This is a genomic window from Enterobacter wuhouensis, assembly GCF_004331265.1.
GTDB lineage: Bacteria > Pseudomonadota > Gammaproteobacteria > Enterobacterales > Enterobacteriaceae > Enterobacter > Enterobacter wuhouensis.
The window spans coordinates 478,839-491,788 of the sequence record NZ_SJOO01000001.1 but is presented as its reverse complement, the minus strand read 5'-3'; the positions used below and the strand labels follow the sequence as shown (position 1 = coordinate 491,788).

11 protein-coding genes and 1 pseudogene are annotated in these 12,950 nt (G+C 59.1%); 2 read left to right on the top strand and 10 right to left on the bottom strand.

The window, feature by feature from the left end; translation table 11 throughout:
• Nucleotides 1-9: 9 nt before the first annotated feature.
• The 8 genes and pseudogenes from E0L20_RS02510 to E0L20_RS02470 all read right to left on the bottom strand — a co-directional run bounded on the left by E0L20_RS02510 (nucleotide 10) and on the right by E0L20_RS02470 (nucleotide 7,744).
• Nucleotides 10-783 carry an amino acid ABC transporter ATP-binding protein gene (locus E0L20_RS02510; RefSeq protein ID WP_131632534.1) on the bottom strand — a complete coding sequence of 258 codons (774 nt, stop codon included), beginning with the start codon at nucleotides 781-783 and terminating at the stop codon, nucleotides 10-12.
• On the bottom strand, nucleotides 767-1,693 hold the full coding sequence (locus E0L20_RS02505) for an amino acid ABC transporter permease (RefSeq protein ID WP_131632533.1): 927 nt from the start codon (nucleotides 1,691-1,693) through the stop codon (nucleotides 767-769). Before E0L20_RS02505 ends, E0L20_RS02510 begins: the two co-directional genes overlap by 17 nt.
• 9 nt (nucleotides 1,694-1,702) lie before the next feature.
• Nucleotides 1,703-2,212, bottom strand: a complete 510-nt coding sequence (locus tag E0L20_RS02500; RefSeq protein ID WP_131632532.1) for a GNAT family N-acetyltransferase — start codon at nucleotides 2,210-2,212, stop codon at nucleotides 1,703-1,705.
• Between the two features lie 9 nt (nucleotides 2,213-2,221).
• Nucleotides 2,222-4,485, bottom strand: a pseudogene (locus E0L20_RS23980) (NtaA/DmoA family FMN-dependent monooxygenase).
• Between the two features lie 16 nt (nucleotides 4,486-4,501).
• Nucleotides 4,502-5,623 carry an amidohydrolase gene (locus E0L20_RS02485; RefSeq protein WP_131632529.1) on the bottom strand — a complete coding sequence of 374 codons (1,122 nt, stop codon included), beginning with the start codon at nucleotides 5,621-5,623 and terminating at the stop codon, nucleotides 4,502-4,504.
• Complete coding sequence (locus E0L20_RS02480; protein WP_131632528.1) at nucleotides 5,620-6,621, bottom strand: LLM class flavin-dependent oxidoreductase; 1,002 nt, start codon at nucleotides 6,619-6,621, stop codon at nucleotides 5,620-5,622. Before E0L20_RS02480 ends, E0L20_RS02485 begins: the two co-directional genes overlap by 4 nt.
• Nucleotides 6,622-6,731: 110 nt before the next feature.
• Nucleotides 6,732-7,271 carry a P-loop NTPase family protein gene (locus tag E0L20_RS02475; protein ID WP_131632527.1) on the bottom strand — a complete coding sequence of 180 codons (540 nt, stop codon included), beginning with the start codon at nucleotides 7,269-7,271 and terminating at the stop codon, nucleotides 6,732-6,734.
• A 74-nt stretch (nucleotides 7,272-7,345) separates the two neighbouring features.
• Nucleotides 7,346-7,744, bottom strand: a complete 399-nt coding sequence (locus tag E0L20_RS02470) for a (R)-mandelonitrile lyase (protein WP_131632526.1) — start codon at nucleotides 7,742-7,744, stop codon at nucleotides 7,346-7,348.
• A gap of 112 nt (nucleotides 7,745-7,856) precedes the next feature.
• Here E0L20_RS02470 and E0L20_RS02465 point away from each other — a divergent pair, with 112 nt between their 5' ends.
• Nucleotides 7,857-8,747: a LysR family transcriptional regulator gene (locus E0L20_RS02465; RefSeq protein WP_131632525.1), complete on the top strand. Its 891-nt coding sequence runs from the start codon at nucleotides 7,857-7,859 to the stop codon at nucleotides 8,745-8,747.
• Nucleotide 8,748: 1 nt separating this feature from the next.
• Here the strand turns inward: E0L20_RS02465 and E0L20_RS02460 are convergent, their stop codons facing one another.
• A complete protein-coding gene (locus E0L20_RS02460) occupies nucleotides 8,749-9,732 on the bottom strand; it encodes an aldo/keto reductase (RefSeq protein ID WP_131632524.1) in 984 nt (327 codons plus the stop codon).
• A gap of 426 nt (nucleotides 9,733-10,158) precedes the next feature.
• Between E0L20_RS02460 and ansP the strand changes: the two genes are divergently transcribed.
• The gene (gene ansP / locus E0L20_RS02455) at nucleotides 10,159-11,655 is read left to right on the top strand and encodes an L-asparagine permease (RefSeq protein WP_131632523.1); all 1,497 of its coding nucleotides are present in this window, start codon (nucleotides 10,159-10,161) and stop codon (nucleotides 11,653-11,655) included.
• A 92-nt stretch (nucleotides 11,656-11,747) separates the two neighbouring features.
• Here ansP and yncE read toward each other — a convergent pair whose 3' ends face one another.
• Nucleotides 11,748-12,809, bottom strand: coding sequence for a 7-bladed beta-propeller protein YncE (gene yncE, locus E0L20_RS02450; protein WP_131632522.1), 1,062 nt, complete (start codon nucleotides 12,807-12,809; stop codon nucleotides 11,748-11,750).
• Between the last annotated feature and the right edge of the window lie 141 nt (nucleotides 12,810-12,950).

Below are 12,950 nucleotides of genomic sequence, written 5' to 3'. Positions count from 1 at the left end.
CTGCGCTCCTTACAGCACTTTAGAGAGGAACTGTCGCGTTCGCGGGTGCGACGGGCGGTTCAAGACCTCGTCGCTGCTCCCCTGCTCAACGATTTTTCCGTCGACCATAAACACCACCTGATCCGCCACCTCGCGGGCAAAGCCGATCTCATGGGTGACCACCACCAGCGTGGTGCCGGAACGGGCGAGCTTTTTGATCACGTCCAGCACTTCGCCGACCAGCTCGGGGTCGAGCGCCGAGGTGGGTTCATCAAACAGCATCACGCGGGGGCGCAGCGCCAGCGCGCGGGCAATGGCGATCCGCTGCTGTTGGCCGCCGGAAAGATGCCGTGACCAGGCATCGGCTTTATCCCGCAGCCCGACCACGTCCAGCAGGCCGTAGGCGTTTTCAACCGCCTCTTTTTTACTGAACTTCTTGTGCGCTATGGGTGCCTCAATCAGGTTTTCCAGCACCGTCAGGTGCGGGAAGAGATTGAAGTTCTGGAACACGTAGCCCACGTTGACGCGCTGCCTGAGGATCTCCTTCTCCTTCAGCTCGTAGAGCCTGTCGCCCTGGCGTCGATAGCCAATGTAGTCCCCGTCGATCTGAATAAACCCTTCGTCGACGCGCTCCAGGTGGTTAATGGTGCGCAGCAGGGTTGATTTGCCGGAACCGGACGGGCCGAGGATCACCGTCACGGAGCCGGGCGGTATTTCCAGCGAGACGTTATCGAGCGCCTTGTGGCGGCCAAAAAACTTGCTGACGCCGGTAATGGAAATATGTCCTTCAGGAGAGGCTTGCATGGACGGGCTCCTGCGTTTGCGTGGTGGTCACGGAGCGGGCGCGGCTGGTGGCCCGGCTCTGGTTAACGGCAGATCGGCGTTCGCTGCGGGCGAGTCCGCGCTCTACAACGTGCTGAATCGCGGACAACACGGTAGTAATCACCAGATACCAGACGGCGCCGACCATCAGCAGCGGGATCACCTCCTGGGTGCGGTTGTAGATCATCTGGATGGTGTAGAACAGCTCCGGCATCGCCAGGACGTACACCATCGCCGTCCCCTTCGCGAGGCTGATGATCTCATTGAAGCCGGATGGCAAAATCGTGCGCAGCGCCTGAGGCAGAATGATGCGCAGCGTGCGGCGCCAGGCCGGCAGGCCCAGCGCGGCGGCCGCTTCATACTGGCCGTGATCCACCCCGAGGAAGCCCCCGCGGATGATCTCGGCGGTATAGGCGCTCTGCACCAGCGTCAGCCCCACCACGGCGGTAGAGAACTGCCCCAGCACGTTGATGGTGTCGAAGCTGCCCCAGGTGATGCCGGTAAACGGCACGCCCAGGGAGAGCGTGTCGTACAGGTACGAGAAGTTGTAGAGGATGATCAGCACCACGATCAGCGGCAGCGAGCGAAACAGCCAGATGTAGCCCCACGCCAGGCTGCTCAGCAGCCAGGACGAGGAGAGCCTCGCCAGCGCCAGCAACCCGCCAATCACCACGCTCAGCGCGGTACCGATCAGCGTCAGCAGCAGGGTTTGCCCTACGCCCTCCAGGATCACCGGGTCAAAGAACCAGCGGGCAAACACCGCCCACTCCCATCGCGGGTTAAACGCGACGGACTGGATCACGACCGCCAGCACAAACAGGGCAGCCACGGCCCCGGCGGCGCGAAGCGGGTAGCGTGCCGGGACCACCTTAATGGTTTCAACGTTGCTCATCGTCGTTCCTCATGCGGTTTTACTGTACGCTTCGCGCACCAGCGTTTTTGTGAAGCGCAGCCGACCGTCAAAGGGCGGCTGGCTGTACTCTTCCGGATCGCGGTTGAGATCGAACTGCGCCTGATACCCCTGGCTGAGATAGAGCCGCACCGCTTCCGGCTGTCGGAACCCCGTGGTGAGGTAGATCTGGCTGTAGCCCGCCAGCACCGCCCTGCGCTCCAGCTCCTGCACCACACGGCCCGCGAGCCCCTGCTGGCGCAGCGTTTTGTCCGTCCAGATGCGTTTGATTTCCGCGGTGCGATCGTCGAAGGGTTTGTACGCGCCGGTGGCGATAATTTTTCCGTCGCGCTCCAGGACGATAAACAGCCCCTGCGGCGCCAGATACCATTCGGTGAGCTCTACTTCCGCATCTTTGGAAAAGTAGTCCCCGTAGCGCGCGGCGTACTCACCGAACAGCCCGTCGATAATGGGCTGAAGTTCGGCATCTTCCGGCGAAACGTCACGAAATTGTTCGCGCATAGCGCCTCCTTAGTCGCCCAGGCCTGCCGGGTTTACTTCTGAATTCGGGATGCGCTCGACGCCTTCCCCCCAGCGGTTGAGCACTTTGTCGTAGTCACCGTTTTTAATCACGCCGTTCAGCGCGGTTTGCACCGGCTCAACCAGCCCGCTGCCTTTTTTCAGCGTCACCGCAATGTGCGCCGCCTTCGGCCAGCCGCCGTCGACGCTGCCGACCAGTTTGGTTTTCCCGTTCAGCGCCGCTTTCCATGCCCCAATCACGTTCGGGCCGAAGTAGGCGTCCGCGCGTCCGGACTGGAGCGCCAGCGTTTGGGCCGCGTCGTCTTTGGTGTAGACCGGCGTAAAGGGTTTCAGCCCCTTCTTCAGGTTTTCCGCATTCCACGCCAGCAGGATGGCTTCCTGATTGGTCCCGGAGCCCACGATAATGCGCAGCCCGGCGATGTCTTCCGCTTTCTCAAGCTTCTTGATCGGGCTGGTCGACTTCACGTAGAAGCCAAGGGAATCCTTGCGATAGGTCGCGAAGTCGAACTTCTCTTTACGCTCTTTGGTGACGGTGATGTTGCTGATGGCCGCATCGTACTTCCCGGACGCCACGCCCAGCGGCCAGTCTTCCCACGATGTTGGCACCACGTTCAATTCAAGCCCGAGGCTGTCCGCCACCAGGCGGGCAACGTCAACTTCACTTCCCAGCAGCGTTTTGTTGTCATCGGAAAACACCGTCAGCGGCGGCTGGTTCAGCCCCGCCACCGCCACGGTAAATTTCCCCGGCACGGCAAAACGATAGTCTTTCGGCAGCTGCGCCACCGCGTCACTGTTTTTGGCGGTGTTGACCGGCGTTTTATTGGCCTCGATGCTCACGCCGGTACCGTTAATATTCACATTCTCTGCCCAGACGGCAGGGGTAAAGGCCAGCGCGAGCGCCAGAATAAGCGATGTTTTCTGCATAGCGGTGTTCTCTTTTATTGTTGTGTGTACTGGTTTCTGGGTTCGTCCAGGCCCAGGCTCTCGCGCAGAGTAGTCCCAGGATACTCGGTGCGGAACAGGCCGCGGGCCTGGAGAACGGGCACCACCTGCTCAACAAAGCGCGGGAAGGTGTCCGGCGTGCCGCCCTGTATGATGAAGCCGTCCGCCGCGAAGCCTTCAAACCAGGCCTGCAGCCCGTCAGCCACCTCCTCCGGCGTGCCGGAAAAGCGCGGGCGCGGCGATGCGGCTTCCAGCGCCACCTGACGCAGGGTTAAGCCTCGCTCGGCGGCATTGCGCTTGATTTCATCGGTGGTGCTGCGGAAGCTGTTTTTACCTAAGTCGCCGATATCCGGGAACGGCTCGTCGAGCGGGTACTGGCTGAAGTCATGATGCTCGAAGTAACGCCCGAGATAGTTCAGGGCATCCTTAATCGACACCAGCGCCGCGGTGGTTTGGTACTGGTTTTCCACATCGTCGGCATCGTTACCGACGATGACGCTGACGCCCTGGAAAATATGTAAGTCTGACGCGCGGCGGCCGTTTGCTTCCAGCTGCTGTTTTACATCCTGATAAAACGCTCTGGCTTCATCGAAGGTTTCGTGATGGGTAAAGATGGCATCCGCATGTTTCGCCGCCAGCTTTTTCCCGTCATCCGACGCGCCCGCCTGAAAGACAATCGGACGACCCTGCGGCGTGCGGCCAATATTCAGCGGTCCGGCGACCTGAAAGAAATCACCGTGATGATCCAGGGTATGCAGTTTCGCCGGGTCAAAGAATTGCCCGCTCTCCTTATTGCGCAAAAAGGCATCGCCTTCCCAGGAGTCCCAAAGCCCCTTCACCACGTCAAGATACTCGTCGGCAATCCGGTAGCGCAGCGCGTGATCCGGGTGCTTTTCACGAGAAAAGTTCTTCGCCGACCCCTCCAGCGGAGAGGTCACCACGTTCCAGCCCGCGCGTCCGTTGCTCAGGTGATCGAGGCTGGCGAACTGGCGCGCCGTGGTGAACGGCTCGCTGTAGGAGGTCGATAGCGTGCCGACCAGCCCCAGGCGCGAGGTGATACTTGCCAGCGCGGACAGCACGGTTAAGGGTTCGAAACGGTTTAAAAAATGCGGGATCGATTTCTCGTTGATATAGAGACCGTCGGCAACGAATAAAAAATCGAGCTTGCCCTCTTCCGCTTTTAGCGCCGTCTCTTTGACGAAAGTAAAATTAATACTGGCATCCGCGGTCGCCGCTGGATGACGCCAGGCGGACATATTTCCGGATGCACCATGCAAAATGGTCCCCAGCCGCAGCTGTCGGGTTGCAGACATATTCACCTCTTATGAATTAAACGTGTTGCAGGGCTTTTTCCGCAAGCTGTGCAAAATAGCGGGCAGCGGGCTCAATCAGTGCTTCATCTGGATTAAATGCCGGATGATGTAAACCATACGGGCTGGCGCTACCGATGCTGACAAACGCCCCGGGGATCTGCTGCAGATAAACGGCGAAATCTTCCCCGCCCATGTGCAGCTCGGCGTGCCGGGTTTCGTATCCGGCTTCTCTGGCGACGGAGCTGGCGAAGTCGGCCCAGCGTTCGTCGTTGACCAGCGCGGTCGGTCCGGCGTACCAGGTGATGTCGATCTGAGCGCTAAAGGCGCTGGCAAATCCGGCGGCGATTTCACCGACGCGGGCCTTCACGTTCTGCTGCACCTCCGTGCGATGGGTGCGCAGCGTGCCTTCAAGCTCGACGCTCTCTGGCAGCACGTTCCAGGTATTTCCCCCAGCGATGCGCGTGACGCTGAGCACCACCGAATCCAGCGTGTTGACGTTGCGGCTGGCAACGCTTTGCAGCGCCGTGACCAGCTGGCTTGCCAGCACGATGGCATCATTCCCTTCGTGTGGACGCGCGGCGTGGGCGCCCTTGCCGGTAATGCGGATCACGAAGCGGTCAACGTTGGCGTAGAACGGGCCACCGCGCGTGGCGAACTCGCCCACTGGCAGCCCCGGCTCGTTATGCATACCGAATATGGCGCTAACGTCGCGTAGCGCGCCGGCCCGCACCATGCTTTTCGCACCGCCAAAGTTCTCTTCGGCTGGCTGAAACAGAATGCGTACCCGTCCGTTCAGCGAGGCCTCACGCTCTTTTAGCTTGAGCGCCGCGCCGAGGATCACGCTGGTGTGGATATCGTGCCCGCAGGCGTGCATCACGCCCTGCCGCTGTGAGCTAAACGGCACGCCGCTGCGCTCCTCAATCGGCAGGGCATCGATATCCGCGCGCAGCGCAATCAGCCTGCTGCCGGTCCCAATTTCCGCCACCAGTCCGGTCGACAGGTCGTAAGGTTGTGGCGTGATGCCGGCATTCGTCAGCCACTGGCGCAGGCGCGCAGTGGTTTCGACTTCCTGACCCGACAGCTCGGGGTTCTGATGCAGCTCACGCCGCCAGGCAATCAGCTGTTCGCCAAAGCTCATGCGGTGACCTCCCTGTTAAGACGCGCCTCGGCGAGCAGGCGCAGCGACGCGACGCGCGTTGCCCCCTCCGCAACCGGCGTGTCGATGATAAATTCGTCTATACCCCACTGCTGATGGAGCGCGTTGAGCTGCTCAAGCACCGACTCCGCGGTGCCCGCCAGCAGGGACTGCGCGCGGCGCGCGATGCGAATCGGTTCGCAGCCCGCCTGACGCGCAAAGGCATAGGCCTGCTCTTCGCTGGCGACAGTGACGCGCTGGCCGTTTGCCAGCTCCACGCCCCACACCTCGACCTTTTGCGCCAGGGCATCAGCCTCGGCCTGCGTCGGCGCGATAATCGCCTGCACCGCCACGATCACATCGCGAACGCTGTTCTGACGCCAGGTGGTGACCACCTCGCGCAGAAGCTCCGGATCGCCGTTCAGGTGTGCCGCAAAAACGAAGTTCCAGTCCAGCGACGCCGCGAGCAGCGCGCTTTCCGTGCTGGCACCCAGCAGGAATCCCTGCGCCGGTACCGGCGGCAGCGGCGTGGCGCGCACGGCCTCTTCAGCGGTTTGATTTTCAGGTCGGATCCAGCCGTCCAGCTGCGTGAGCTGCTCGGCAAAGCTGCCCTTTTCCTGCGGGTTCAGGCCGTGCTGCAGCGCGCGGGTTGAGAGCGGCAGGCCGCCAGGGGCTTTTCCGACGCCCAGATCCACGCGGCCCGGCGCCAGTGCGGCCAGCACGTTGAAGTTTTCAGCAACTTTGTAAGGGCTGTAATGCTGCAGCATGACGCCGCCCGATCCTACGCGGATGCGCTTCGTCTGCCCGAGTATCCAGGCAATCAGCAGTTCCGGTGAGGGGCTGGCAAGCTGCGGGGTGTTGTGGTGTTCGGCAATCCAGAAGCGATGATAGCCCAGTGTTTCCGCCTGCTGCGCCAGGCTCAGGGTGCGCGCCAGCGCATCGGCGGCCGTTTCATTTTCTGCGACAGGGCTTTTATCAAGAATGCTGATTCGCCAGGACATGTTGCGTTCTCGTTTGACTTAACATGTCGTCATTATTAAAGGCGAATTTCACCACTGAGAAACAATTAATTTACATTTGGTTTCCCGGAAATCAGAAATGCATAACCCTGCTAACGGTGTGATTTTAGCGATGAAATCAGCGCGTCGGCCTGCTGCCGGGAGGTAATGCGGACAAAATGAATGTGGGCATACTGCGGGTTTTGCATATCGGCTTCATAACGCTCGCGATTACTGCGCCAGGTTTTGATCGTCCAGATAATGATTGACTCCCGGCTGAAAAAGGAGCGACGAAAGCTTTCGCGATTTCCCGTGCCGGGCCACAGCTCCTGCTGGCGCCATGCACGCTTGAACGCACGCGTGACCGCCTGCCAGAGCGTACGGGCAAACCCGCAGTCCACCCATATCACGCGATCCACATCGCGCCACTTCACGAGGCGCGTGCGGTTGTAGTTGCCGTCGAGCACCCAGCCGGGCGTGGCGTCCAGCGTATTCGCCAGCGTTACAAGCAGTTCCTCATCGGGCGTTCCCTGCCAGTCGGGCCGCCAGTACAGCCGGTCCATCTCAATGTAGGGAAGCGCCAGCTCCGCCGCGATGCGTCGGGCAAGCGTGCTTTTTCCGCTCCCGCTGGTACCGATAATATTGATTTTCACCGTTCCGCCTGGCCATGCTGAAGAAAACGGATCGCATCATAACGTTTTCGTTTTGTTATCGAAACGCTAAACGGCTATTCGTTTTGATACTGCGCGTCGGTGACTTTCTCCAGCCACTCAACCGGACTGCCGTTTACCGCTTCGGCGATGGCAATATGGGTCATCGCCGTTTGCGCACACGCGCCGTGCCAGTGCTTGACGCCCGGCGGGATCCACGCGATGTCGCCCTGGTTCAGCGGCTCCGCCTCTTTGCCCCACTCCTGCAGCCAGCCGCGCCCCTGGGTGACGATCAGCGTTTGCCCAAGCGGATGGGTGTGCCAGGCAGTACGCGCGCCCGGCTCGAAGGTCACCGTGGCCCCGCCTACTTTTGCCGGCTCCGTCGCCTGGAACGGCGCATCAATGCGCACGGTGCCGGTGAACCAGGCTTCTGGCCCCTGAACGGAAGGTAATGAACCGCTACGAATAATTTTCATACTTTTCTCCTCGTTGGCTGTTGCGCTAACAGTAGCGCAAAGGTGCCGTGAGCATTAGACTGCATAATCAGAAAGGAACCATGAGCACAATTCATAAATGAGGTAAGCCGCGATGCTTAAAGACAATTTTAACGATTTACTCTCTTTTATGGTTGTCGCCCGCGAGCGCAGCTTCACCCGCGCGGCAGCGCAGCTGGGCGTTTCGCAATCGGCGTTAAGCCACGCGATGCGAAACCTTGAAGCGCGTCTGGACGTTCGCCTGCTGACCCGCACAACCCGCAGCGTTGCCCCTACCGAGGCCGGGGAACGGCTCTTCATGCGCTTAAGCCCGCATCTGGTGGAGATTGAGCAGGAGCTGGCCGCGCTGCGCGACACCCGCGACAAACCCGCCGGGAATATCCGCATCACCGCCGGGGAACATGCGATGAGCGCCGTCCTGTGGCCGGTACTGAAACCCTTTATGATGAAGTATCCCGACATTCACGTTGAGGTAACGGTAGATAATGGCCTGACGGATATCGTGGATGGTCGATTCGACGCAGGGGTTCGCCTGGGGGAACAGGTGGCGAAGGATATGATAGCCGTGCGGATCGCACCGGATATGCGCATGGCCGTTGTGGGTTCGGCTAACTATCTTGAGCACCACGGCGTGCCGGAAACGCCCGAGCAGCTGGCCGCGCACCGCTGCATCAATATGCGCCTGCCCACGCGCGGGGGGCTGTACGCCTGGGAGTTTGAACGCGACGGGCGCGAGATCCGCGTGCGGGTTGAGGGGCAGCTCACGCTTAACAGTCTGCCGCAGCGCATTGACGCCGCCGAGAACGGGCTGGGGCTGGCCTACGTGCCGGAAGACACCGTCGCGGAGGCTATCGCGCAGGGACGTTTAATCCGGGTGCTGGAGGCATGGTGCCCGGCGTTTGACGGCTATCACCTGTACTACCCAAGCCGCCGCCAGCACACCACGGCCTTTGCCCTACTGGTTGAGGCGCTGCGTAATGGGTAGTCTATTTTCCGACACGCGCCTGAAGATGCTGCGGATAGCGGTCGCCAACGACATCAATTTGCGTCAACGCGCGGTTGATGTTGCCGATCGCTTCGGGTGACAACGTCACGTTTGCTGCGCCCAGATTCTCCTCCAGCCGATGCAGTTTAGTGGTTCCCGGGATAGGCACAATCCACGGCGCTTTGGACAATAGCCAGGCCAGCGCAATTTGTGCGGGCGTGACGCCCTGCCCGGCGGCCAGTTCTTTCACCACGTCTATCAGATGCTGATTCGCCATCCGTGATTCTTCGCTAAAGCGCGGCACAATGTTGCGAAAATCACTGCTGTCGAAGGTCGTACTGGCATCAATGGCGCCGGTCAAAAAGCCCTTGCCCAGCGGGCTGAAAGGTACAAACCCGATATTCAGCTCAGCCAGCAAAGGCAGGATCTCCTGTTCAGGCTGTCGCCACCATAACGAATATTCACTCTGCAAGGCTGCCACCGGGCAGACGGCGTGCGCGCGACGGATAGTTTCAGGCCCCGCTTCTGAGAGGCCAAAATGCTTCACTTTACCCTCAGTAATAAGATCGGCGATGGTACCTGCAACATCCTCCACGGGAACATCCGGGTCGACACGGTGCTGATAATAGAGGTCGATACAGTCGGTTTTCAGCCGTTTTAACGAACCTTCGACGGATGAACGAATATGTTTCGGACGACTGTTGAGCACCTGACCCGGCCTGTCGCAATCGAAGCCAAACTTGGTGGCAATCACCACCTTATCGCGAAACGGCGCGAGCGCCTCGCCCACAACGTCCTCATTCAGATACGGGCCATAGATTTCAGCGGTATCAAAAAGCGTCACACCCTGTTCGACGGCGGCACGGATAAGCGCGATAGCCTGCTGCCTTTCGGTTGCCGGGCCATAGCCAAAACTTAGCCCCATGCATCCGAATCCCAGCGCGGATACCGTTAAACCCTGCTGCCCTAGTTGTCGCTTCTGCATCATTCACCTCATGCCTCTGTTTATGATGCCTTTACTTTAGGCATAATTTTTTATGAGCACTACAGTGCAGTTCCGCTTATCGTTATGAATTCAATTCATCAATTACAGCCTGCAATTGTTAAGCGAACCTGATGATTAGAGCAGCATCTCATTGACAGTTTTGTCTAAAATATCACCACGATTCAGCGCGTTGCGATCCCCGTCTGCTCTGACCACACGATTTCCTTCGACGAGCATCACTTTCGTCACGGTTATATTTTGCGTCACTTATGAATTGCGGGTAGGATGCCACGCCATGTTTCACCTTATCCATACACAGAATGACTGGAAAGGCGGCATGTGCCGGGGCAGAAGCAATCGTTTGGTTCGCTCGCTGCCAGGCAGGACTATCACGTTAATGGTTCAGACAGGCAAACAGGTAACTCAATGAAAACAAGCAATAAAAGCGCAGCCGATCATCATGCTGCGAAACGTCGCTGGTTGAACTCTCACGAAGAGGGCTACCACAAGGCGATGGGCAACCGTCAGGTTCAAATGATCGCCATCGGCGGCGCTATTGGTACAGGTCTGTTTTTAGGCGCTGGCGCACGTCTTCAGATGGCGGGCCCCGCGCTCGCACTGGTCTATCTGGTGTGTGGAATTTTCTCTTTCTTTATTCTGCGTGCGTTAGGCGAGCTGGTACTGCATCGCCCGTCCAGCGGCAGCTTTGTCTCCTATGCCCGTGAATTCCTCGGTGAAAAAGCCGCCTACGTGGCGGGCTGGATGTACTTCGTTAACTGGGCAATGACCGGTATCGTCGACATCACCGCCGTTGCGCTGTACATGCACTACTGGGGCGCGTTTGGCGATGTGCCGCAGTGGGTATTTGCCCTCGGCGCGCTGGCGATCGTTGGCACCATGAACATGATCGGCGTGAAGTGGTTCGCCGAAATGGAGTTCTGGTTTGCGCTGGTAAAAGTGCTGGCCATCGTGATTTTCCTCGTGGTGGGTACGGTGTTCCTCGGCAGCGGCAAGCCGCTGGACGGTAATGCCACGGGCTTCCACCTTATAACCGATAACGGCGGCTTCTTCCCGCACGGGCTGCTGCCTGCGCTGGTGCTGGTTCAGGGGGTGGTGTTTGCCTTTGCCTCTATCGAACTGGTGGGTACGGCTGCCGGGGAGTGTAAAGATCCGCAGACCATGGTGCCAAAAGCCATCAACAGCGTGATCTGGCGTATCGGCCTGTTCTATGTGGGTTCCGTGGTGCTGCTGGTTCTGCTTCTGCCGTGGAACGCCTATCAGGCGGGCCAAAGCCCGTTCGTGACCTTCTTCTCTAAGCTGGGCGTACCTTACGTGGGCAGCATCATGAATATCGTGGTGCTGACCGCGGCGCTCTCCAGCCTGAACTCGGGCCTGTATTCCACTGGCCGCATCCTGCGCTCCATGTCGATGGGCGGCTCAGCGCCGAAGTTCATGTCTAAAATGAGCAAGCAGCAGGTGCCTTACGCGGGTATCCTCGCGACGCTGGTGGTCTACGTGTTTGGCGTGTTCCTGAACTACCTTGTTCCGTCGCAGGTATTTGAGATCGTGCTGAACGTTGCCGCGCTGGGCATTATCGCCTCCTGGGCCTTTATCGTGGTTTGCCAGATGCGCCTGCGTAAGGCGATTAAAGAAGGTAAAGCGGCTGATGTTAAATTCAAGCTACCGGGCGCGCCGGTGACCTCGTGGCTCACCCTGCTGTTCCTCTTTAGCGTGCTGGTGCTGATGGCGTTCGACTATCCGAACGGCACGTACACCGTTGCCACCATTCCGCTGCTGGCCGTGCTGCTCATTGCAGGCTGGTTTGGCGTGCGTAAACGCGTTAACGAAATTCACAGCACCGCGCCGGTTCATCATGACGATGAACGCGATGACGGCCCGCTGGTTGAAGAAACCTCGCGTTAATAATAAAGCCGGGTGGCGGCTTCGCCTTACCCGGCCTACATCTCATGGTTTTCCAGGCCCGGCAGGCGCAGCGCCGCCGGGCAATTCAAGCCTTACAGCGCGATACGAATGACGTCGTCAGGCTGAGTGGCTTCCTGCTGACGGGTAGATTTCTGTTTCACCGTCACGTACAGGGTTTTACCGTCTGCGGACAGCGCCAGGCTGTTCGGATAAACCGGCGTATCGTAGGTTTTCGTCACTTTGTAGGTTTTCGCATCAATCACGCTCACCTTCCCTGCTTCACGATGCGTCACGTAGGCCTCATTGCGCGCCGGGTTAAACAGAACCGCCAGCGATTCAGGCGCAGCGATTTTCTCCATTACGCTGCCATCCTTCAGGCTCACCACCAGCACTTCAGGCTGTTTTGAATCCGTCACAAACGCACGCTGACCGGCGGTATCCAGGCTCAGGTTCAGGTAGAAGTGTTCTTTCCCGTCGTCCTGCAGTTTTTTGCGGCTCAGGATTTTGTTGGTTGCCGTATCAATCGTCACCAGTTCGCCGTCGGCGTTGGTGGTGTACAGACGTTTTGCCTGGGCGTCCAGCGCCAGACCGGTGCCATATGTGCCCGTATTGGCGATCGTGTCTTTCAGCTTCAGCGTTGCGCCATCAATCACCCAGATCACGCTCTCTTTGCCGATACCGGTGATGTACACCGTGTTGGTGGCGTCATCCGCCACCAGCTGTCGCGGCTGCAGCGGCTTGACCGTTTCGCTACGCTTGCGCTCATCCAGCACCAGGCGTCCTTTGACCTCACCGGTTTTCGCATCGATAGCGGTTACCGCGCTGTTGGTGGTGTTCCCAAACCACAGGGTCTGGGTGGCTTGATCAATCGTGGCGCCAAACGGCTTAAGATCGTTATGAATAGCCTGCGTCACTTCCAGCGTAACCGGATCGAGGCGATAGACAATGCCGCCCTTATCCGTTTTGCGGCTTTGCGACGTCGCGACCCACAGCGCGTTCTCCTGCTGACTCACGGCCATTTCATACGCGCCTTTTCCTACCGCTTTGCGCAGCATCTCTTCGGCGGCATGAACCTGGAACGAACCGGCAATGAGTAAAGAGCCTAAGAGCAGAGAACCACGCAGGCGCGGCGAGTACAGATGACGTAAAGACATAACAATTCCTTTTTACAAGAGGGGGTGTACTGCTGACATCGCTTCCGGCAGGCAACGTCATGGCGTCGCCGCTGTTTTAATGAGAATAGTAATCATTAATCTGATGAATGTGGAGTTTTTCTTTCCCTGCGCGTTTTTACT

Excerpts from the sequence above, each read along its gene's own strand:
- E0L20_RS02510 (WP_131632534.1), bottom strand. The coding sequence starts at position 783 with ATGCAAGCCTCTCCTGAAGGACATATTTCCATTACCGGCGTCAGCAAG.
- E0L20_RS02470 (WP_131632526.1), bottom strand. The coding sequence starts at position 7,744 with ATGAAAATTATTCGTAGCGGTTCATTACCTTCCGTTCAGGGGCCAGAA.
- E0L20_RS02485 (WP_131632529.1), bottom strand. The coding sequence starts at position 5,623 with ATGAGCTTTGGCGAACAGCTGATTGCCTGGCGGCGTGAGCTGCATCAG.
- E0L20_RS02505 (WP_131632533.1), bottom strand. The coding sequence starts at position 1,693 with ATGAGCAACGTTGAAACCATTAAGGTGGTCCCGGCACGCTACCCGCTT.
- ansP (WP_131632523.1), top strand. The coding sequence starts at position 10,159 with ATGAAAACAAGCAATAAAAGCGCAGCCGATCATCATGCTGCGAAACGT.
- E0L20_RS02480 (WP_131632528.1), bottom strand. The coding sequence starts at position 6,621 with ATGTCCTGGCGAATCAGCATTCTTGATAAAAGCCCTGTCGCAGAAAAT.
- yncE (WP_131632522.1), bottom strand. The coding sequence starts at position 12,809 with ATGTCTTTACGTCATCTGTACTCGCCGCGCCTGCGTGGTTCTCTGCTC.
- E0L20_RS02500 (WP_131632532.1), bottom strand. The coding sequence starts at position 2,212 with ATGCGCGAACAATTTCGTGACGTTTCGCCGGAAGATGCCGAACTTCAG.
- E0L20_RS02465 (WP_131632525.1), top strand. The coding sequence starts at position 7,857 with ATGCTTAAAGACAATTTTAACGATTTACTCTCTTTTATGGTTGTCGCC.
- E0L20_RS02460 (WP_131632524.1), bottom strand. The coding sequence starts at position 9,732 with ATGCAGAAGCGACAACTAGGGCAGCAGGGTTTAACGGTATCCGCGCTG.